17 protein-coding genes are annotated in these 18,008 nt (G+C 68.7%); 10 read left to right on the top strand and 7 right to left on the bottom strand.

Translation table 11 applies throughout. The annotated features are described in order from the left end of the window. The first annotated feature begins 7 nt into the window (after positions 1–7). A complete protein-coding gene (locus tag OG558_RS15345; protein ID WP_405070865.1) occupies positions 8–994 on the top strand; it encodes an MBL fold metallo-hydrolase in 987 nt (328 codons plus the stop codon). On the opposite strand, the gene OG558_RS15340 is transcribed toward OG558_RS15345, so the two are convergent. Next, positions 984–1,727 (bottom strand): GNAT family N-acetyltransferase, encoded by a 744-nt coding sequence (locus tag OG558_RS15340; protein ID WP_405070864.1) that lies wholly within the window; start codon positions 1,725–1,727, stop codon positions 984–986. The genes OG558_RS15345 and OG558_RS15340 overlap by 11 nt on opposite strands. 52 nt (positions 1,728–1,779) lie before the next feature. Continuing rightward, positions 1,780–3,189 (bottom strand): PLP-dependent aminotransferase family protein, encoded by a 1,410-nt coding sequence (locus tag OG558_RS15335; protein ID WP_405070863.1) that lies wholly within the window; start codon positions 3,187–3,189, stop codon positions 1,780–1,782. A 70-nt stretch (positions 3,190–3,259) separates the two neighbouring features. On the opposite strand from OG558_RS15335, the gene OG558_RS15330 reads away from it, so the two are divergent. Genes OG558_RS15330 through OG558_RS15320 form a run of 3 tightly spaced genes read left to right on the top strand, consistent with a single transcriptional unit; the run spans position 3,260 to position 5,433 of the window. Continuing rightward, the gene (locus tag OG558_RS15330) at positions 3,260–4,546 is read left to right on the top strand and encodes an FAD-binding oxidoreductase (protein WP_405070862.1); all 1,287 of its coding nucleotides are present in this window, start codon (positions 3,260–3,262) and stop codon (positions 4,544–4,546) included. 16 nt (positions 4,547–4,562) lie between these two features. After that, complete coding sequence (locus OG558_RS15325) at positions 4,563–4,928, top strand: DUF1622 domain-containing protein (RefSeq protein ID WP_329483898.1); 366 nt, start codon at positions 4,563–4,565, stop codon at positions 4,926–4,928. Positions 4,929–4,935: 7 nt separating this feature from the next. Continuing rightward, entirely contained in the window at positions 4,936–5,433 is a 498-nt protein-coding gene (locus tag OG558_RS15320; RefSeq protein ID WP_405070861.1) for a tetratricopeptide repeat protein, read from the top strand. A 12-nt stretch (positions 5,434–5,445) separates the two neighbouring features. Here OG558_RS15320 and OG558_RS15315 read toward each other — a convergent pair whose 3' ends face one another. Continuing rightward, a complete protein-coding gene (locus OG558_RS15315) occupies positions 5,446–6,294 on the bottom strand; it encodes an SAM-dependent methyltransferase (RefSeq protein WP_405070860.1) in 849 nt (282 codons plus the stop codon). A gap of 319 nt (positions 6,295–6,613) precedes the next feature. After that, positions 6,614–7,162 (bottom strand): hypothetical protein, encoded by a 549-nt coding sequence (locus OG558_RS15310; RefSeq protein ID WP_329483895.1) that lies wholly within the window; start codon positions 7,160–7,162, stop codon positions 6,614–6,616. Between the two features lie 246 nt (positions 7,163–7,408). Between OG558_RS15310 and OG558_RS15305 the strand changes: the two genes are divergently transcribed. Further along, entirely contained in the window at positions 7,409–9,748 is a 2,340-nt protein-coding gene (locus OG558_RS15305) for an arylsulfatase (RefSeq protein WP_405070859.1), read from the top strand. Between the two features lie 12 nt (positions 9,749–9,760). Here OG558_RS15305 and OG558_RS15300 read toward each other — a convergent pair whose 3' ends face one another. Continuing rightward, complete coding sequence (locus tag OG558_RS15300) at positions 9,761–10,228, bottom strand: rhodanese-like domain-containing protein (RefSeq protein WP_405070858.1); 468 nt, start codon at positions 10,226–10,228, stop codon at positions 9,761–9,763. Between the two features lie 89 nt (positions 10,229–10,317). Then, positions 10,318–12,204, bottom strand: a complete 1,887-nt coding sequence (gene nhaA, locus OG558_RS15295; protein WP_405070857.1) for a Na+/H+ antiporter NhaA — start codon at positions 12,202–12,204, stop codon at positions 10,318–10,320. Between the two features lie 169 nt (positions 12,205–12,373). Here nhaA and OG558_RS15290 point away from each other — a divergent pair, with 169 nt between their 5' ends. From OG558_RS15290 to OG558_RS15280, 3 genes are all read left to right on the top strand, one after another. Next, the gene (locus OG558_RS15290; RefSeq protein WP_329484837.1) at positions 12,374–13,057 is read left to right on the top strand and encodes a GAF and ANTAR domain-containing protein; all 684 of its coding nucleotides are present in this window, start codon (positions 12,374–12,376) and stop codon (positions 13,055–13,057) included. A gap of 285 nt (positions 13,058–13,342) precedes the next feature. Then, entirely contained in the window at positions 13,343–14,488 is a 1,146-nt protein-coding gene (locus tag OG558_RS15285) for an ROK family protein (protein WP_405070856.1), read from the top strand. A 36-nt stretch (positions 14,489–14,524) separates the two neighbouring features. After that, positions 14,525–15,193, top strand: coding sequence for a GNAT family N-acetyltransferase (locus OG558_RS15280; RefSeq protein ID WP_405070855.1), 669 nt, complete (start codon positions 14,525–14,527; stop codon positions 15,191–15,193). On the opposite strand, the gene OG558_RS15275 is transcribed toward OG558_RS15280, so the two are convergent. Continuing rightward, the gene (locus OG558_RS15275) at positions 15,137–15,670 is read right to left on the bottom strand and encodes a CGNR zinc finger domain-containing protein (protein WP_405070854.1); all 534 of its coding nucleotides are present in this window, start codon (positions 15,668–15,670) and stop codon (positions 15,137–15,139) included. The genes OG558_RS15280 and OG558_RS15275 overlap by 57 nt on opposite strands. A 158-nt stretch (positions 15,671–15,828) precedes the next feature. Between OG558_RS15275 and alr the strand changes: the two genes are divergently transcribed. Further along, complete coding sequence (gene alr, locus OG558_RS15270; protein ID WP_405070853.1) at positions 15,829–16,965, top strand: alanine racemase; 1,137 nt, start codon at positions 15,829–15,831, stop codon at positions 16,963–16,965. Beyond that, a complete protein-coding gene (locus OG558_RS15265; RefSeq protein ID WP_405070852.1) occupies positions 16,962–17,927 on the top strand; it encodes a D-alanine--D-alanine ligase in 966 nt (321 codons plus the stop codon). Before alr ends, OG558_RS15265 begins: the two co-directional genes overlap by 4 nt. Positions 17,928–18,008: the final 81 nt, after the last annotated feature.

The raw sequence follows: 18,008 nt of genomic DNA, 5'->3' as shown, positions 1-18,008 counted from the left end.
AGACACGGTGAAGGTGAGTCGCAGAGGCATGCTGACGGGCGCGGCGGCGGTCGGAGCGGCCGGCGTGATCGGCGCGGCGACCCGCGAGGACGCCGCCACGGCGGAGACACAAGCCGGCCAGACCCAGACGGCCCAGACGTCGCAGACCCAGGCGGCCGAGACACAGGGCGGGTCAGGGCAGCGGGCCCCGGTGGAGGTGACCTGGTTCGGGACCCACGCGTGGCAGTTGCGCTGCGGCAAGAGTGTCGTACTGACTGATCCGTGGCTCACCCGCTTCAAGACCGGAACGTTCACGCCGGAGGGTGCGGACCCCAAGACCAAGCTGGTGATCAAGCCTGAGGTGATCGATCGCCACCTCGGGACGGCCGACGCGATCCTCGTCCACCACGCGCATTACGACCACATGGCCGACGTACCGTACGTCGCGAAGAAGACGCAGGCGACGGTCCTGGGCACGCAGACCCACGTCAACCTGCTCCGCGCGATGCGGACCCAGGAGGACCTGCTGTCACCGGTGCGCGGCGGCGAATACCTGCCCTTCGACGGCTTCGCCATCGAGGTGTTCCCGTCCCTCCACTCCTGCGGCGGGAAGCGGCACACCTACGCGTACCCGGGCTACCACCTGGAGTCCGTGCCACCGCGCCCGCGGGTGATCGAGGACCTGGTGGAGGGCGGCACGCTCGCGTACGTGATCACGATCGGTGGCCTGCGCATCCTCAGCCTCAGTACGGCGAACTTCGACCAGAACGCACTGCGCGACCTGCAGGTGGACGTCGTGTTCGCGGCGCCTGGCGGCGAACCGGGCATCACCGACCGGCTGTTCGACACCATCAAGCCGGTGCAGAAGGTCATCGCGACCCATTGGGACGACTTCGACAAGCCGCTCGACGAGCCGGGCGTTCCGTGGACCGATCTCGGCCCGCTCCGCGCCTCGGTCGAGAAGGCAGGCGCGGAGTTCATCCTGCTGGATCACCTGGAGAAGATCACGCTTTGACCCGGTAGTGATACGAGGCGACGGTCTGGAAACCGAGGCGGTCGTAGAGGGCGCGGGCCGGCGCGTTGGCCTCGACCACTGCCAGCCAGATGCGGCCGATCCCCTGGGCCGTTGCCGCCTGCAACAAGCCGTGGATGACTGCCTGGGCCAGTCCCTGCCGGCGCAGGTGGTCGTCGACGGCGAGGCAGTACAACCCCGACCAGTCGTCGACGAGCGCGAGCCGCCCGATCGCCGTGATGTGGTCGCCGGACCGGACGGTTGCGTACAGGGCCCGGCCGCGGTGGAGGATCTGCCGGGCGGTCGCCTGCTCGGCCGGCGAGCCGTGTCCGTCGACCCGCCACCAGAAGTCCGTCCAGTTGTCGTCCGGCGCCGAGGAAATATTCACCTCGACCGTCGGCTCGGGAAGCTTGGCGAGGATGTCCGCGACCTCGGCGCACTGCACGAGCGTCGGTGTCCGGATCTCATAGCCACGCGCCTCGAGGTGCGCGTCGAGGTCGGCGGGCTGCGCCGCCGAGCTGATCTGGAAGGACGGCGTGATGCCGTGCGCCTGGTACAGGTTTTCCACGTAGTCCAAGGCTTTTCCGAGGTCGAACGGCGCGTTCGCGGGCAGCACCGAGTTCGCTCGGAGGGTCACGCCGGCGTTGCGGCGGACCAGCCAGCCGTCGAGTTCGGTGCTGTCCGCGGCGGGCCAGCCTTGGTTCATCAGACCATTCATGCGAGCTGTAGTGATCACTCGCCCAAGAGTAGGAGCAGGCGGATTAATTTGCAACCGATTGCATAATCATTCATGCATCCCGGAGTGTTCCGATCACGTCCGCCAGCAGATCGATGCCCTCGACAACTTCCTTCGGGGTGAGCGAGCCGTAGCCGAAGACCAGCCCGGCCGGCCCTGGGGCCGACACCCAGTACGGCGCCAGTCCGTAAACCCCCAGACCGCGTTCGAGCGCAGCCGCCTGGAGTGGTTCCTCGGCCAGATCCGGCGGCAGCAACGCCATCACGTGCAGCCCCGCGGACACCCCGACCGGCTCGAACTCCGGCAACCGCGCCGCCAGCCGATGGACCAGCGTGTCGCGCAGCAGCCGGTAGCGCGGCCGCATCCGGCGCAGATGCCGGTCGAACTCACCCCGGGCCACGAAGTCCGCGAACGCCAGCTGATCGAACACCGGCGATCCCCGATCGTCCATCAGTTTCGCCTGCGACATCGGCTCGACCAGCCGGGCCGGCAGGATCAACCACCCCAGCCGCAGCCCCGGTGCGAGGGTCTTGCTCGCGGTCCCGGCGTACGCGACCCGATCCGGCGCGAGGCCCTGCATCGCCCCGATCGGCTCCCGGTCGTACCGATACTCCGCGTCGTAGTCGTCCTCGAAGACGAGCCGATCGCCGCGGGCCGCCCAGGCCACCAGCGCCGCCCGGGTCTCCGCCGACGCCACCGCACCGGTGGGGAACTGGTGCGCCGCCGTCACCAGTACGACGTCAGCTCCTGACCGTTCGAGCGCGTCGACATCGATCCCCGACTGCAGCACCGGTACGCCGACGGCCTCGAGACCGGCCGCCGCCGCGACGTCACGCAGGTCGTTGTCCGACGGGTCCTCGACCGCGAGCCGCCGATAACCCTGCGCGGCCAGGACTTGCAGGAGCAAGCGCGATCCCTGGGCGAACCCGTTGCAGATCAGCATGTTCTCCGGGCGGGCCGCCGTACCGCGGACGCGGTTCAGGTAGTCGGCGAGCGCGGTCCGCAGCTCGATGGTGCCGCGACCATCCAGGTAAGCCAGGCTGCGGTACGGCGTCTCGTTCAGCACCCGGCGGATCGACCGGAGCCACGCCGCGCGCGGGAACTGCGAGACGTCCGGCCGGCTGTAACGGAAGTCGATCCGCGGCGGACCGCTCGGCGACGGCTTCACCGCGGAAGGCTCGACCACGGCGATGTCGGCGACCTGCGTGTAGCCGCCGCCCCGGCTGACCAGGTACCCCTCCGCGACCAGCTGTTGATAGGCCTCGACCACGACGCCACGGGACAGCCCGAGGTCCTGCGCGAGCGTCCGGGTCGACGGCATCACCGTGTCGGCGCGCAGCAAACCGGCCCGGATCCGCGTCCGGATCCCACTCTCCAGCTGCTGGTGCAGCGGTACGCCGGTGTCCCGCCGGAGCTCGACCAACAGCTCGCCCGGCCCCGAACTGGTACTGATTCGGCTCACACAACTGGACCTTATCGGAGTACCGCAGCGCTGTCAGTGTTGAAGCAAGCCGATCAGAGAAGAGAGAACGATGACCACACTGCTGCGCTCCGGAGACCAGGGGTACGACGAGGCCCGGACTGTTTGGAACGCGATGATCGACCGCCGCCCCGCCGTGATCGCCCGGTGCGAGAGCACCGAGGACGTGGTCGCCGCGGTCCGGTTCGCCCGGACCAACGGCCTCGAGATCGGGGTCCGCTGCGGCGGGCACAACATCGCGGGTCTCGCCGTACCGGAGGGCGGCCTGATGATCGACCTCACCCCGATGAACGCGGTCCGGGTCGATCCCGAGCGGCAGCTGGCGTGGGTCCAGGGCGGCGCGCTGCTGGGTGAGCTGGACAAGGCCGCGCAGCAGTACGGTCTGGCGACGACCGCGGGCAACGTCTCGCACACCGGCGTCGGCGGGCTCACGCTCGGCGGTGGGATGGGGTGGCTGGCCCGGCGATTCGGTCTGGCCTGCGACAACGTCGCGTCGTACGAACTGGTGACGGCGGACGGCTCCGTCGTACGGGCGAGTGCCGACGAGAACCCGGAGCTGTTCTGGGGGCTGCGCGGTGGCGGCGGGAACTTCGGGATCGTCACGTCCTTCGAGTTCCGGCTGCACCAGGTGGGGACGCGGGCGCTCAGCGTCGAGTTCACCTACCCGGCGTCGGCGGGGTTCGAGGTACTGCGCGGGTGGCGTGAGCTGAACGCGAATGCACCGCGGGAGGCGACGTTCACCGCAAGCATCAAGCCGGACTCTGTCACGGTCGGGTACGTATGGGTCGGCGAGGGCGGCTACGCCTTGCTGCCCGCGTTTCGTGCCCTGGGTCCGGTCAGCGATGAGATTGTCGAGCAGACGTCGTACCTCGAGCTGCAGACCCGGGACGACAACGTGCAAGGTCACCGGTACCGCCGCTACTGGAAGGGCCACTACTTCAAGGCGCTGCCCGACGACGCGATCCGAGCGTTGCTCCGGACGCCGGCTGTGTCCGCCAGCCTGCAGGGGTACGGCGGCGCGATCGCCGACGTCGCCGAGGACGACGCGGCCTTCAGCCACCGGGACACGCTGTTCGAGTTCGTCACCGCGACGCGCTGGGACGACCCGGCCGAGGACGAGAGCCGGATCGCACAACTCCGCGAGTACGCCGCGTCGCTGGCGCCGTACGCGAACGGGGCCTACGTGAACACGCTCAACGGCGACTCGATCAGCCGCGCGTTCCCGCCGGCCAAGCTGGCCCGGCTGACCGCGCTCAAAACGGCGTACGACCCGGCCAACGTCTTCCACCTCAACCAGAACATCCGCCCCGGCGAGGCGAGTGCGGAGACCGCCGCCTGACTGGTACCTGTTGACGGTGGACTTCGAGTCGGTGTTCGCCGGTGTGGCACGGGTGATCGAGGGCACCGGCGTGGTCATCATGGCCATCGGGCTCGCCGTTGTCCTGGTCCGCTACCTGTACGACGTCGTCCGCACGGGCACGGGCAGCTACCAGCAACTCCGGGTCAACCTCGGCCGGGTGATCCTGCTCGGCCTGGAGATCCTGATCGTCGGCGACATCATCCGCACGATCATCGTCGACACGTCGCTCCAGAACGTGCTGGTGCTCGGTCTGATCGTGCTGATCCGGGTCGTCCTCAGCTTCGCCCTCGAGGTGGAGATCTCCGGCGCCTGGCCGTGGCAGCAACGCCGGTCCGAGCCGGCCCCGCCTGACGCGGCATGATGGTGTCGTGACCGAACTGACTCCGGAGTTGGCCGCGACGATCGAGGCGGCTTTCGCGCGCCGGGATCGGGACAACATGCAGCCGACCATCGACTTCTTCGAGAAGCTGCTGACCGAGCACCCGGACAACCCGTACGTGCTCTACGAGGTCGGCGGCTCGTACGACACCGACGGCCAGGAGGAGAAGGCAATCGGGTACTACGAGCGTGCGCTACCCCATCTGAGCGGGGAGATACGCCGGAAGTGCCTGCTGCAGTACGGCAGCACCCTGCGCAACCTCGACCGGTTCGACGAGTCGCTGGACGTGTTCAAGAAGGCGTGCGCCGAGTTCCCGGAGTCGGACTCGCTGCGGGTGTTCAAGTCGCTCACCCTGCACGCGGCCGGTCACAAGGACAAGGCGCTGGCCACGCTGCTGCTGGTCATCGCCGACCGGGTGGACAGCCCGGAGATCAAGCGGTACGAGGCCGCCATCCGCGGTAACGCCGACTACCTCGCCAACCTCTGACGGACGGCCGGCTCACGCTTTGCGGGCGACGCCGCCGTAGATGACGTCGCGGGCATCGGCCAGCTGCTCGTCCTCGGCCGGCGCCTCCGCTCCAGGCGCGTGCCACTCGGCCAGCCGGACCACGCCCGGATCCAGGAGCTCCAGCCCGGCGAACAGCGAGCCGATCTCCTCGACGGTCCGGAACGTCAGGGTCGGGAAGGCGGACTTGACCTTCTCCGTCAGCTCCGTCGCCATCTGGTCGATCACGCCGCCGTCGCGCGGATTGCACGCGTGGCTGATCGCCAGGTACGACCCCGGGGGCAGGGCGTCGACGTACTGCCGCAGGATCGCGCGGGCCTCGTCGAGGTCCTCGACGTAGTGCAGCATCAGCGCCATCACCAGCGCGACCGGCCGGCCCTCCGACAGGATGGCCGTCACGGCCGGGTCGGCCAGCACGTGGTCGGGCCGGGTCAGATCGGCGGCGGCGAAGTACGTGCGGTCGTTGTCCAGCAGCAGGGCCCGCCCGTGCGCGGCCACCGACGGGTCACGGTCGATGTACACCACCGAGGCGGCGCTGTTCTGCGCCTGGGCGATCTGGTGGGTGTTCTGCGCCGTCGGGAGCCCGGAGCCGGCGTCCACGAACCGATCCACGCCGGCCGCACCGGCCAGCCAGCCGATCATCCGCCCGAGCCAGCTCCGGTTCACCCGGGCCCACTCCGGCGCCTCCGGTGCGATCTTCATGATCTGCCGGTACAGCTCGCGGTCGGACTCGTAGTTGTCCTTCCCGCCGAGGAAGTAGTCGTACACCCGGGCGACACTGGGCTTGGTCGTGTCGATCCCCTGGGCGATCAGCCCGCCGTCATCGATCGGCTGATCCGTCACACTGTCTCCTCGCCGTCGGCGTCGCGTACTCCGACGAGGTTATCGCACGGACAGTGAACCGATCAGCACGATGAGTTCACGGTGTGTAAAACCTCAAGAGCTACAGGTGTTTCAGCAGCGCACGCCCCCACCGCGCGCGGTTGCCCGAGCGCGTGGGGGCAGTGATCCCGGCGAACGGGCCGCCGGTGATCCGTTACCTGCGGCGGGAGGTCCGCCGCGCGGTCCGTCGCCCGGTACGGCGTGCGACCCTGCGTGATCCGAACATGTGGTTCCTCCTGGTAGTGGAAAGGATCGGTAGTCGTGAACACCGGCCGCATGGTCAGCCGGCGGCGCCCGCCTTCTCCATGTCGTGCACTTCCTTGGCTTCCTCGGCCGACATCAGCCCGAGTCCGACCAGATCCAGCGGGCTGATGAAGCCGTCACTGATGCGGAAGCCGCCCGCGCGGGCAATCGCGTCCCGCAACGGCACAGCCCAGTTGTGCTCCAGCAGGATGAGCGCCGCCGCGGAGTCGTTCGGGATCTCGTCGAGCACATCCCAGGCGTCCTCCTCGTCGAACACGTTCACGCCGCCCTCCTCGGCCACTGCCTCGGCGCCGGCTTCCGCCCCGGCCTCCATGCCCTCTTCACCCTCGAAGCCCAAGCCGATCAGCGCGCCGATCTTGCTACCGAGCTCGATCGCCTCCGCCTCGGTCAGGTTGCTGAGATGCTCTGCCTCGATCTCTCCGTCCGCGCTCTTGTAGACCGCCAGCGAGTCGATCACCCGAACGGTGTCGCTCTCCCGCAGCCGCTCCAGCTCAGCGATGATCTCACCGTGGAACTCAGGGTGTGAGAACCCCAGCACGATGAGCTGCACTGGTCCGATTGCCATCTTCAAACCTCTTCCGTCTGGCCCGTTCCGGCGCACCCCGAGGGCGTCCGTCTCTTACCTCCCACCCTGGACGGCACGTCGGGACTGCGCCTCATCCGGCGCGGGTGAACGCGGGCCGATTCACCCCGGTGAGGTGGCGCGCCGACGGACGCCGGCGCGCATCCTGGTGGAGTGAGCGGCCACCGCCCCGCTCCGGTCCGTACCGACGGCCGGGCGACTGCAGTAAGACGACAAGGAGTGACGGACATGGGCAAGCCGTTCAAGGGCACCATCAACATCGACATCCAGGACTCGACCCCGGACTGGACGCCGTACGCGCAGCCGCTGCCCGCCGACGGGGCGCCGAGCGTGCTGTACGTCATCCTGGACGACGTCGGCTTCTCAGCGCTCGAGTCGTTCGGCGGGACGATCGAAACACCGAATATCAAGCGAATCGCCGACAACGGCCTGATCTACACGAACTTCCACACGACCGCGCTCTGTTCGCCGACCCGGTCGTGCCTGCTCACCGGCCGTAACCACACGACGAACGGCATGGCCTGCATCAGCGAGGCGTCGTCGGGTTTCCCGAACGCGAACGGGCACATCCCGATGGAGTGCGCGACGGCCGCGGAGGTGCTGGGCGAGCGGGGCTGGAACACGTTCATGGTCGGCAAGTGGCACCTGTGCGCCGAGGACGAGGAGAACCTGGCCTCGATCCGGCAGCAGTGGCCGGTCGGCCGCGGTTTCGAACGCTTCTACGGGTTCCTGGGCGCGGAGACGAACCAGTGGTATCCCGACCTCGTCTACGACAACCACCCGGTGGACCAGCCGAAGACGCCGGAAGAGGGGTACCACTTCTCGATCGACATCACCGACAAGGCGATCGGGTTCGTCCGCGACGCCAAGGCGATCGCTCCGGACAAGCCGTTCTTCCTCTACTACGCCTTCGGCGCCGGTCACGCGCCGCATCACGTGCCGAAGGAGTGGGCGGACAAGTACAAGGGCAAGTTCGACATGGGCTACGAGGCCTACCGCGAACTGGTCTTCGCCAACCAGAAGAAGCTCGGGATCATCCCCGAGCACGCCGAGCTGTCGCCGATCAACCCCTACACGGACCTGAAAGGCCCGCAGGGACAGGAGTGGCCGGCGCTCGACGTCGTACGCCCGTGGGAAACGCTGGCCGACGACGAGAAGAAGCTGTTCGCCCGGATGGCGGAGGTCTACGCGGGCTTCGTCAGCCACGCCGACCACCAGCTCGGGCGGATGCTCGACTACCTCGAGGAATCGGGGCAGCTAGACAACACCCTCATCGTCCTCGTGTCCGACAACGGCGCCTCCGGCGAGGGCGGCCCGAACGGCTCGGTCAACGAGAACAAGTTCTTCAACGGCATCGCCGACACGATGAAGGAGAACCTCAAGTACGCCGACGTGCTCGGCAGCCCGCTGACCTACAACCACTACCCGACCGGATGGGCGTGGGCCTTCAACACACCGAACAAGATGTGGAAGCGCTACGCCAACTACCAAGGCGGCACCGCCGACCCGATGATCATCTCCTGGCCGGCCCAGATCACGACCGCGGGGATCCGTACCCAGTACACGCACGCGATCGACATCGTGCCGACGATCTACGACTGCCTCGGGGTCGAGATGCCCGAGGTCTACCGTGGGGCCACCCAGATCCCGCTCGAGGGCGAGAGCTTCAAGGCGAGCCTGCACGACCCGAAGGCGAAGGGCCGGCAGACGCAGTTCTATTCGATGCTCAGCACTCGCGCCATCTACCACGAGGGCTGGAAGGCATCGTCGGTGACGCCGGCCTCACCCGACGGCTGGGCGGAGTTCGCGACGCAGCGGTGGGAACTGTTCAACACCGAGACCGACCCGAGCGAATGCCACGACCTCGCCGAGCAACACCCGGCCAAGCTGGCGGAGCTGATCGCGCTGTGGTGGTCGGAGGCGGGCAAGTACAACGCTCTCCCGCTCGAGTCCCGGGGCGCGCTGGCCATCCTCACCGCGGAGCGGCCACAGCTCTCCAAGCCGCGCGACGAGTACGTGTACTACCCGGACTGTGAGGAGGTGCCCGAGTCGGTCGCGGTGAATGTCCGCAACCGCTCGTACGCGATCGCGGCCGAGGTCACCATCGACACGACCGACGCGGCGGGGGTCCTGTTCGCACACGGGGCCCGGTTCGGCGGCCATGCCCTCTACATCAAGGACGGCAAGCTCAAGTACGCCTACAACTATGTCGGCGAGTTCGAGCAGATCGTCGACTCGAGCAAGCCTGTTCCAACGGGTAACTGTGTCCTGTCGGCCTCCTTCGAGAAGGCCGGTACCGGGATGCCGACCGAGGGCCTGCTCAGCCTCTACATCGACGAGGAGAAGGTCGGCGAGGCCAAGATCAGGACCCAGCCGGGCAAGTTCTCCCTCGCCGGGGAGGGTCTCAACGTCGGACGGGACCGTGCCGCGCCCGTCACCGACGACTACCCCGGAACGTCGCCCTGGGCCTTCACCGGCGGAACGATCCGCCGGGTCGTCGTGAACGTGGCCGGGGATCCCTGGGTCGACCTCGACAAGGAGGTACGGGCGGCGTTCGCCCGCGATTGACATCCCAGTCCGTCAGCAGGCACACGCGACACCGCGTGGCGCGGTGAGGGGGTCGGGGAGGCGCCGGTCGATTCCGTCGGCGGTCTCCACCGGCAGACCTTCGCGGGCCCAGTACTCGAACCCTCCGATCATCTCCTTGACCGGGTAGCCCAGCTTGGCGAACTCCAGCGCGGCCTTCGTGGCGCCGTTGCAGCCCGGCCCCCAGCAGTACGTCACCACCGTGACGCCGGCCGGCACGGCGGACGCCGCCCGGGCCGCGATCTCCCGGGTCGGCAGGTGGATCGCGCCCGGTACGTGACCCTGGTCCCAGCTCTCCTGGCTGCGGCTGTCGACCAGGACCCACCCGGTCACGCCGGCGCCGATGTCGGCGGCCACGTCCGAGACATCCGCCTCGAACGACAGCCGGCCGGCGAAGTGTGCGACGGCGGCCTCCGATGCGGCGGCGGAGGTCTGCAGGACGGCCGAGGTCTGAACGGTCATGGCTGGCTCCTTCGTGATCAGGGAGCCACCAGCGTCAGGCATCACCGGCAGTGCGCAACAGTGGCGGAAATGCCCTACTACTACAAGATTCAGCCACGCCGCGCACTGATCTTGGCCCGGGCCCGGGCGGTCTTGATCGCCGCCTTCAGCGTCTCGACGTCGTACGCGCCGTAGTGCCGTTGGCCGTTGACGAAGAAGGTCGGTGTGCCGGACACGCCGCTGGTGTCCGCGGACTCCACGTCCTGCGCGACCCGCGCCGCCGCCACGTGCCGCTTCACGTCGTCATGCAGCTTCGCGGTGTCCAGGCCGAGTTGCTCGGCGTACCCGATCAGATCCGTCGGCTGCAGATTGTCCTGGTTCGCGAGCAGCAGGTCGTGCATCTCCCAGAACGCACCCTGCTTGGCGGCCGCCTCGGACACCTCGGCGGCGATCTGCGCGCGGGGATGGACGTCGCTGAGCGGCAGGTGCCGCCAGACGAACCGCAGATCGTCGTCCTGCAGCACGTCCCGGACGATGGGCTCCGCCATCCCGCAGTACGGGCATTCGAAGTCGCCGTACTCCACCAGGGTCACCGAGGCGGTCTCCGGGCCACGGATGTGGTCCCGCTCGGGATCGACCGGGTCGGTCAGGTCGAGCAACTGCTCCGCGTCGCCGAGCAGAGCCAGCGCCTTCTTCGGCGGCGAGAGCAGCTTGGCCCCGTGGAACACCAGCCAGGTCAGCCCCGAGGCGACGATCACCGCCGACAGCAGGCCGACCTTCGCCTCCGCCAACTGCGGTCCCTCGAACGCGATCGTTGCTATCAGCAAAGAAACCGTGAAGCCGATCCCGGCGATGGTGCCGCTGCCGACGACCGCGGCCCAGCCGACCGTCGGCCGGAACCGGCCCCGGCTGAGGCGATCCAGCAGCCAGGACACCGTCGTCACCGCGACCGGCTTGCCGACCACGTAGCCGACCAGGATGCCGAGCGTGATCGGCGCGGTGTACGCGCGGCCGAGGAAGGCGGCGTCGATCGTCACCCCGGCGTTGGCCAGGCCGAACAGCGGGACGATCAGGTAGCTGGTCCACGGGTGGTAGAGGTACTGCAGCCGCTCGTTCGGCGAGATCGTCGCGGTCAGTCCGATCGTCGCGGAGCGCGCCAGCTCGGGCGTCGGCTGCTCCCGGAACAGCCGGAACAATCCGGACGCCTCCTCCAGTTCCTCCCGGCCAGGTGAGTACGCCGAGGCCGTCAGCCCGATCGCCAGTCCCGCGACCACGGGATCCACACCACTCTTGAGCAACGCGGCCCACATGATCACGCCGAGCACGACATACATCCAGGCCTTGCGGACGTGGAACAGGGCCAGGCCCAGGACGACGCCGAACGCGACGATGGCCGCCACCAGCGGCATCACCTGGATGTTCTCGCTGTAGACGACGGCGATCACGACGAGCGCGAGCAGGTCGTCGACCACGAATACCGTCAGCAGGAACACCCGGACGCGGTCCGGGACCCCACGACCCACCAGCGCGAGCAGGCCGAGCGCCAGCGCGGTGTCGGTGGACATCGCGACACCCCAGCCGTGCGAGCCCTCGCCGCCGGCGTTGAAGGCCAGGTAGATGAGCACCGGCGCGACCATCCCGCCGATGCCGGCCAGCACCGGCAGCACGAACCGGCTGCGGTCACGCAGGTCACCGAGGTCGAACTCGCGACGCGCTTCCAGGCCGACCACCAGGAAGAACAGCGTCATCAGGCCGCTGTTGATCCACTCCCGCAGGTCCATGCTCAGGACGTTGTGGCCGAGTCCGATCGACAGGTCGGTCCGCCAGAAATCGTCGTACATCCCGGGCAGGACATTGGCCCACAGGATTGCGACCACGATCGCCGCGGCGAGGACGCCGGAGCTGCCCGCCTCGGTCCGGAGGAACGCCCGGAGCGGTGCTGCGAACTCCCGCCGCCAGTTGGTCCGGCCGCTCAGCAGCGCGGGGAAGTCCGTCATGGCATCACTCTAACGTTCTGGGTTGAAGGACCCAGAAAAATCCGTGCTGATCCGGCTAACAGTTCGGGGCTTGCGGGCTGCATGATGTGTCCTGAGGATCACTCCAGCCACGGGGTGCCCGATGGCTTGAGCACGACTGGAGTCCCCTGTGTCCGAGCAATACCTCGCCATGAGCGCGTCCGCGGACTCGTTCGCGCGACTGGCGATCGAGATGCATGAAGCACCCGGGGTGGAGGAGACGATCGAAGCGGTCGTCCAGTTCGCCCTGCAGGCACTGAGTTGTACGTATGCCGGCGTCGCGCTGTATGCCCGCGGCTCACGCCCGGAGGTCGCGGCGGTCACGGACCCGGTCGTCGCCGACGTCTACGACCTGCAGCTCAGCAGCCAGACCGGACCACTGGTCACCGCACTGCAGGAGAAGACAACCGTCCTGATCCGCGACACGACCACCGACGACCGCTGGCCGGAGTGGGCCGCCAAGGTCGCCGCGCTCGGAGTCCGCAGCGTTCTCGACGTACCGCTCGTCACCGGCGGCGGGGCCCACCAGACGGTCGGTGTGCTCGGCCTGTACAGCCCGGCCGCGGACGCCTTCGACGCCGACGACGAGGCGATCGCGCACATCCTCGCCCGGCACGCCTCGGTCGCGGTCGCCTCCGCACGGCACGAGGAGACGATGGCCCAGGCCGTCGACGCCCGCAAGCTCGTCGGCCAGGCGATGGGCATCCTGATGGAACGCTTCGACGTCGACGGCGACCGTGCCTTCGCCATCCTCAAGCGCTACTCCCAGGACAACAACACCAAACTCCGCGACGTCGCCCAGCACCTGATCGACACCCGCAAACTCCCGCACTAGTCCGGTACGCCGGCCGACGTACCGGGCCGGTGACACACGCTCGTGCCGTCCGGCCTGAGAGCACGAGGCCGAATCTGACACCGTTGTCCAGGGAACATTTGCCGAAATCGGGTGCATACTTCGAGAAGAATTGGGTACGGCGCCCGCGGATGGTTCATCTGTGCAAGGGGTGTGGACACCTAGGCGCCCTTGGGTTGAGCATGACGCCGGGACTTGTGCGGCCAGAACGGCGGACCGGGTCACGTCCCGGCGTCCCCAGCCCGATCGCGCGGTTACCCTGTCGGGATGGGTGAGTGGCGGCCGCTCTCAGGGCCTTCCCGGCAGGTGGCGCTGGAGATCCTGCTGGACGGGCCACTGTCGCGTGCCGAGTTGTCGCGTCGGGTGGGCCTGTCGCCGGGCAGCCTGACCCGCCTGACGAAGCCGATGGTCGAGTCCGGACTGCTGGTCGAGGTGGCCGGTGGACCGACGGACGCGCGGGTGGGCCGGCCGTCGCAGCCACTCGACCTCGACGCGGCCGCCCACCATTTCGTCGGCATCAAACTCACCGGCGACTCGGCGATCGGCGTACTGACGACGCTGCGTGCCGAGGTGATTGCGAGCGCCGAGCGTCCGCTGACCGATCCGACCCCGTCCGTGGTGGCCGAGCTCGTCCTCGAGCTCACCGACGACCTCGCCATCCAGGTGCCGGGGGGGACCCCGATCACCGGGCTCGGGGTGGCCCTCGGCGGCCGGGTGGCGAACAACACCGAGGTCCGCTGGGGGCCGTACCTGAACTGGGTCGACGTACCGTTCGGCGAGATCGTGGCCGCCCACACCAGCATCCCGGTCGTGATCGCGAACGACCTCACCGCGCTGACCGAGGCGACCCACTGGTTCGGCGCCGGCCGGAGCGCCGATCGCTTCGTGCTGCTGACGATCGGGGCGGGGGTCGGGTACGGACTGGTCGTCCACAACCTGACCGTCGACAGTCCCGACACGGACATCGGCACCATCGGTCACTACCCTCTGCTGCCGGACGGCCCTCGCTGCGAGCGCGGCCACCGCGGCTGTGCGCTCAGCCTCCTGACCGTCAGCGCGATCACCGAACAGGTCGGCACGGCGGTCGGCCGGACAGTCGGCTACGAGGAGGCTCTTGATCTCGCGGCCAAGGGCGATCCCGCGGCGAGCGCGGTGATCGGCCGCGCGGGCCGCGCGCTGGGCAAGCTGATCGCGGCGGCCGCGAACTTCACCATGCCCGAGCTCGTCGTCCTCGGTGGCGAGGGTGTCCGGCTCGCCGAAGTCGCGCACGCCGACCTGCTCGCCGCCCTGCACGCGGACCGCCATCCGTCCTCCGCGGAACTGCCGATGGTGCTGCAGCCCGCCGACTTCACCGAGTGGGCTCGCGGCGCCGCGGTGGTCGCGATCCAGACCTTCGTCCTCGGAATCGAGTAACTGACTATCAGGCTATAAACAGTTACACTCCAGGTCATGGACTCAGTGAGGCGATGGCTCGAGGGCTGGCGGCTCTGCCGCGGACTGGAACCAGTGATCGAGTACGACGACGCGCTGGCCGCCGTACTGCGGTTGCCCGGACGCGAGCGGGAGTTGTTCGCGCTCGGCGACGATCCGGCCACCGTGGATCGGCTTGCGGCACAGGTGTCCGGGGACACCTGGTTGACCGTGACCACGCAGCATGGCGACGAGATCGCCCGACGGCTCGCGGCCGCGGGGGTGGAGCCGTTCGCGGAGCAGAAGACGCTGATGTCGATCGATTTGCGTGAACACTCGCAACCGGCAACAGCGGCGTACCGACTTGAGGTGAGCTCCGACGGGGCGCTGGAGTATGTACGCATGCTCGCGGCGGATGGCACGGTCGCGGCGCGGGGTATGGCGGCGACCGTCGGGAGCGACGCGGTGATGCATGACATCCAGACCGATCCGGCGCATCGGCGGCGTGGGCTGGGCAGCGTCGTGATGGGCGCGCTCAGCCGGCGGGCCTTGGAGCGCGGTGCGCGGACGGGGTTGCTGATGGCGACCACCGACGGGTTCCAGCTCTACCGGAAGCTCGGCTGGTTGCCCGAGGCAACCATGGTGACAGGGTCAGGCAGTTCGCGCGCGGTGGGCGGCGACCTTGGTGCGGTTCTGGCAGGCCGTTGAGCAGAACCGCTGCGTGCGGCTCCGGGTCGCGTCGAGGAACAGGTCGTCACAGCGGGTCGCCTCGCACCGGCGGAGACGCTCGACCTCATCGCTGCCGAGCAGCATCGCAGCCGCGGTCGCGAACTCGGCGATCCATCCAGTCGCCCCGGGCCCGCCGAAGTGCAGATGCCACGGCGCCCCGTCATCCCGCACCAGCTGCGGCGCCGCCTTGGTATCCCTGAGCAAGTCGTTCACCAGGTCGACGGCCCCATCCACATCCGGCAGGCGGCTGAGAGCGTCGTACAACTGCTTGCCACCGGAGGCGTACGCCGCTGCGTCCACCTCGCCGACGCGGTTGGTGGTCAGTCGCAGGACAGCGCGGATGTCGTCCGCCTCGGGCGGGACCGCGGGCCGCCCTTGGCGGGTGGCGGAACCGAAGGCGTTCGCCAGCGCGATCGCTGCGACCAGCGACGCCTTCAGGTGATCCGTAGCCTCCACTCCGCCATTATCGCGTGACGGTGGAAATCGTTCATCCGGAGGAGGTGGGTCAGACCAGGGCACTGCGGCGTGTGCTACCAGGGTCGTACGCTCGGACGAGGGAACATCCGTCCGGACTCCGATGCCGCAGATCGTTGCCGGGACCAACAATGACGGACATGAACCTGGTTGAGTCCCGCCACCGCCCTGCAGTCCGTGGGATCGCCGGCCTGTCCGAGGCCGTCGTCGACCTCGCGGCCGTTCGCGACAACGTCCGGACCTTCCGGCGGCTGGTGCCGCAGGACATCCTCGCGGTGGTGAAGGCCGACGCTTTCGGCCATGGCGCCGTACCGGTGGCCCGGGCCGCAGTCGAGGCCGGCGCGACCTGGCTCGGCGTGGCCCACGCCGACGAGGCGCTGCAGCTACGCGCCGGGGGCTTGACCGTTCCGATCCTGACTTGGTTGTACGACGCAACCGAACTGCTGCTGCTCGGCGACCTCGAGGTGGATGTCAGCGTCTCGACCGTCGCCGAACTCCAGCGCGTCGTCTCCATCCCCTCTGTGCATTTCGTACACCTCAAGCTGGACACCGGACTCCACCGCGCGGGCAGTGCACCTGACCAGTGGATCGAGCTCACCCGGGTGGCGGCACTCTACGAGGCGCTCGGCGCCGTCACGGTCCGCGGGATCTGGTCTCACCTCTCGCACGGCGACTCTCCCGATGCCCCGCAGAGCCGGAGGCAACGACAGCTCCTGCGGACCGGGGTGAGCCTCGCCCGCCGGGCCGGGCTGCGGCCGGACGTCGTACATCTGGCCAACTCGGCCGGCGCGATCACGTTGGATGCACCGGACGGCGATCTGGTCCGGATCGGCGCCGGTCTGTACGGCATCGACGAGGTCGGCGTCGGATTGCGGCCGGCGATGCGGCTGACGAGCAAGCTGGCCCAGGTACGCCGGATCCGCGCCGGCGAAGGGGTTTCGTACGGGCACGACTACGTCGCGGACCGGGACACCACGATCGGCCTGGTCCCGCTCGGGTACGCCGACGGGATCCCGCGGGTCGCCGTACGTCGGGCCGGTGTGCAGTGCCGGGGTGTGCGGATGCCGGTGATCGGCCGGATCGCGATGGACCAGTTCGTCGTCGACGCCGGTGATCTGGCGGTTGAGCCCGGTGAGCCGGTGAGCGTGTTCGGAGATGGCTTGGGTGGCGAGCCGACCGCCGCTGATTGGGCCGACTGGGCCGGGACCATCCCGCACGAGATCTACTGCGGCATCGGATCCCGGGTCCCCCGTCGCTACGAGGAAGGCATCCGATGAAGGTCGCGGTGGTGCTGGGTGGGGCGAGTCCTGAGCGCCGGGTCTCGCTGGCCAGCGGCAAGGGCGTCGTGAAGGCGGTCGAGCTCCTCGGCCACACGGCGATCCCGTTGGTGATCGATGCCGCGGGCAACTGGTTGGACGGGCAGCACGAGGCGATCGAGATCCTGCAGGCGTGCGACGTCACCATCCCCGCCTTGCATGGTGAGGGCGGTGAGGATGGCACACTGCAGGGCTTCTTCCAGCAACTGAAGATCCCGTACGTCGGCAGCGGCGTAGCAGCCAGCGCGGTTGGGCTGGACAAGCGACTCACCAAGGCGGTCCTCATGGCGCACGGCATCGCGGTCACTCCGGGCGTGACGCTGCGCGGTCCGGACCTGACCGACATCGAGGCCGCGCTGCAGAAGATCAAAGTGGCCGGCCTCGAGTTCCCGGTGTTCGTCAAGCCCGGCAACGGCGGCTCGAGCTTCGGCGTGACCCGGGCGACCGATCTGCGGACGCTGTCGGCCGCGATCGCGGATGCCGCCGTACTGGATCCGGTCGTGCTGGTGGAGCGGGAGATGGTCGGCCGGGAGATCGACCTGGCCGTGCTGGAGTTCCCGGACGGGCGCATCGACACGGCGCCGGCGCTGGAGATCCACGCTGATCCGGCCGAGCCGTTCTTCAACGCGACTGCCAAGTACGACAGCGGCGCCACGCGGTTCGTCGTACCCGCGCCGCTCGAACCCGGGCTGGCCGAGCGGCTGCGGCGTACGGCGATCGATGTCTTCGATGTGCTCGGGTGCAAAGGGCTGGCCCGGGTGGACTTCTTCGTACCGGCCGATGGAGAGCCGGTGGTCAACGAGATCAACACGTTCCCGGGGTTCACGCCGGCGTCGCAGTTCCCCCGGATGTGGGCGGCGGCCGGGATGTCGTACGCCGAGGTCGTCGACACGCTGATCCGGACGGCGGTGGCTCAGCAGTGACTGTTCTGGCGAGCGACGAACGGATCACCCGGATCCCAGTATGACCAGGCTGTGGGGAGCTTGTTCTCCCGAGCTGAGCAG

It is taken from the genome of Kribbella sp. NBC_01510 (assembly GCF_045040325.1).
Lineage (GTDB): Bacteria > Actinomycetota > Actinomycetes > Propionibacteriales > Kribbellaceae > Kribbella.
Note: the sequence above shows the minus strand (reverse complement) of the source record. Positions and strands in the feature narration are given on the sequence as shown.

Bases quoted from the DNA above. Each gene is read 5' to 3' on its own strand.
- OG558_RS15330 (WP_405070862.1), top strand. From the start codon at position 3,260: ATGACCACACTGCTGCGCTCCGGAGACCAGGGGTACGACGAGGCCCGG.
- OG558_RS15310 (WP_329483895.1), bottom strand. From the start codon at position 7,162: ATGGCAATCGGACCAGTGCAGCTCATCGTGCTGGGGTTCTCACACCCT.
- OG558_RS15305 (WP_405070859.1), top strand. From the start codon at position 7,409: ATGGGCAAGCCGTTCAAGGGCACCATCAACATCGACATCCAGGACTCG.
- OG558_RS15300 (WP_405070858.1), bottom strand. From the start codon at position 10,228: ATGACCGTTCAGACCTCGGCCGTCCTGCAGACCTCCGCCGCCGCATCG.
- nhaA (WP_405070857.1), bottom strand. From the start codon at position 12,204: ATGACGGACTTCCCCGCGCTGCTGAGCGGCCGGACCAACTGGCGGCGG.
- OG558_RS15290 (WP_329484837.1), top strand. From the start codon at position 12,374: ATGAGCGCGTCCGCGGACTCGTTCGCGCGACTGGCGATCGAGATGCAT.
- OG558_RS15285 (WP_405070856.1), top strand. From the start codon at position 13,343: ATGGGTGAGTGGCGGCCGCTCTCAGGGCCTTCCCGGCAGGTGGCGCTG.
- OG558_RS15280 (WP_405070855.1), top strand. From the start codon at position 14,525: ATGGACTCAGTGAGGCGATGGCTCGAGGGCTGGCGGCTCTGCCGCGGA.
- alr (WP_405070853.1), top strand. From the start codon at position 15,829: ATGAACCTGGTTGAGTCCCGCCACCGCCCTGCAGTCCGTGGGATCGCC.
- OG558_RS15265 (WP_405070852.1), top strand. From the start codon at position 16,962: ATGAAGGTCGCGGTGGTGCTGGGTGGGGCGAGTCCTGAGCGCCGGGTC.